At 27.4% G+C, this 1592-nt stretch carries 1 protein-coding gene and 1 pseudogene; one reads left to right on the top strand and one right to left on the bottom strand.

The genetic code is table 11. The features are described from left to right. Nucleotides 1–333: 333 nt before the first annotated feature. Nucleotides 334–1173, top strand: coding sequence for a DegV family protein (locus ACRC03_RS09225; RefSeq protein ID WP_438652274.1), 840 nt, complete (start codon nt 334–336; stop codon nt 1171–1173). A 49-nt stretch (nt 1174–1222) separates the two neighbouring features. On the opposite strand, the pseudogene ACRC03_RS09220 reads toward ACRC03_RS09225, so the two are convergent. After that, nucleotides 1223–1456, bottom strand: a pseudogene (locus tag ACRC03_RS09220) (cupin domain-containing protein); the annotation flags it as partial. Between the last annotated feature and the right edge of the window lie 136 nt (nt 1457–1592).

Here is a 1592-nt window from a genome sequence, read left to right as displayed (position 1 = left end):
TGTAAAAGTAAAAAGTGGGTACACAATATTTAACTAAAAACTAAATGTAGATTATATTTATAAAGAAGCTATGATTAAAAACATAGCTTCTTATATTTTTGATAAATCCTAAAAATGTTTTACCTCTAATAATTTTATTAATTCGGTCACTTTATGTCCATACAGTATATGTAATATATTTGTATTTTATAACTTATTTATAGGTTTAATATCATTAGATAAGGTAATGGTTTCTATAAATGAATTTACATTTACAATATATTAAGATAGGTGTAATATTATATATTATAAATTGAAACCAAGGTTATAACTTAAATTAGAGGTGAAAAAAAAATGAATAATTTACAAATAATATGTGATAGTTTAGCGGATATACCTAAAAATACAATAGAGAAATATAGTATAGAAGTAATTCCATTAACAATAAGAATAGATGAAACAGATTACAAAGATGGAGTGAATATATCCAATGAAGAATTTTATAAAAAATTAAAAGAAACCAAAGATATGCCTAAAACATCACAAGCAACATATGGTCAATTTGAGCAAACTTTTAAAAGATATATAAATGAAGGAAAAGAAATATTATATATATCAGGTTCATCAAAAGTAACAGGAACATATCAATCTGCAATGATGGCAAAGAATGAACTCAAAGGAAAGATAACTTTATTTGATAGTTTGAACTTATCTTATGGATGTGGAGTACAAGTAGTAAAAGCTTGTGAATTAGCAAAACAAGGTTGTACTGTAGAGAATATAGTTAAAAAGTTAGAAAAAATGAGAGAAAATGTACATGTTTTTTTTGCAGTAGATACGTTAGAATATCTTAAAAAAGGTGGCAGAATATCAAACACTAAGGCAGCTGTAGGATCTATGCTAAATATAAAACCAATACTAGAAGTAAAAGATGGAGAATTAACTAATGTAGCTAAAGTAAGAGGTAAAAAGCATGTAATAGAAAAGCTTAGAGAACTAGCTAAATCTAGATGTAACGTTGATTCAACTAACAGAAGCATAGCTATAGGAGAAGGAAGTAATAGAGAGGATTTAAAGAAATTAGAAGTAGCAGTTCAAAATGAGTTTGGAATAGATAGTATGGTAAAAATAGAAATAGGGCCAAGTATAGGATCACATGCAGGTCCAGGTACAATAGGGATTTGTTTATATTAATGAAATAAAAAGAAGTGGGGTAATTAATTTTAATTACTCCCACTTCTTTTTATTTAAACTCTGCTCCTGCATTAACCTTAGTAATTTGAATTGCTATCATTTCATCATCATTACCATTAGTAATTCCATGCCATTCACCAGCTTTGATGAATACAGTATCTCCAGCGGATACATCATGTTTTTTATTTTCTAAATTCATGACACCTTTTCCTTTTAAAAATACAAATATTTGCTCTCCATTAGGATGTCTATGTAGTTTTAACCTAATAAGGCGAAATTCCTCTTCCTCACCGTAGGAGGTGGAGGATGTAAGCCTACCGTTAGGTTATTTTTGATTTTCATAAAAAGATGTTATATAATAGAGTCAGTAGTAAATAATAATAAGGAGATAAAACAATGGAATTAGATAGTAATAATCA

It is taken from the genome of Romboutsia sp., from assembly GCF_051659545.1.
In the GTDB taxonomy this organism is placed as follows: domain Bacteria; phylum Bacillota; class Clostridia; order Peptostreptococcales; family Peptostreptococcaceae; genus JBOFOR01.
The sequence above is the reverse complement of the archived record's forward strand: the minus strand, read 5'-3'. Positions and strand labels throughout refer to the sequence as shown.